This window comes from Aliivibrio sp. S3MY1 (assembly GCF_028765575.1).
Classification (GTDB): domain Bacteria; phylum Pseudomonadota; class Gammaproteobacteria; order Enterobacterales; family Vibrionaceae; genus Aliivibrio.
Map to the genome: position 1 here is coordinate 1 of NZ_JARACO010000134.1, position 345 is coordinate 345.

At 38.3% G+C, this 345-nt stretch carries 1 protein-coding gene; it reads right to left on the reverse strand.

Features of this window, described 5'->3' with window-relative positions; translation table 11 throughout:
- Nucleotides 1-272: IS66 family insertion sequence element accessory protein TnpA (tnpA, locus tag PVK62_RS17575; RefSeq protein ID WP_274449515.1), on the reverse strand; the 272-nt coding region annotated here is incomplete at its 3' end.
- Nucleotides 273-345 lie beyond the last annotated feature (73 nt).

Below are 345 nucleotides of genomic sequence, written 5' to 3' on the forward strand. Positions count from 1 at the left end.
ATTTGTTTGGAATTAAGATTTGCTGGTAACTCGGCACGAAGGCCATTATTACATGTCAGCACCACAATATTAGACTGCTCTTGTGTTGGCTCTGTCACGATAATGGGGTGAATTTTTGTTGTGACTTCTGACTCGCTGAGTTTCTTGGACCAGTAATAAAGGGTTTGGTAGCTGATTTCGTTATCAATACAAAATTGCTTGATAGATAGGTTACTCTCTTTCTGCTGCTCTAAAATATTAGCCCAATGATCGCGCTTACTTTGCTGATTCATAATACCTCCGATTAAAAAGATACTATGACAAAGCCTGCTTAATATTGATATGTGTGGTTAGTTAAGCGCTTAC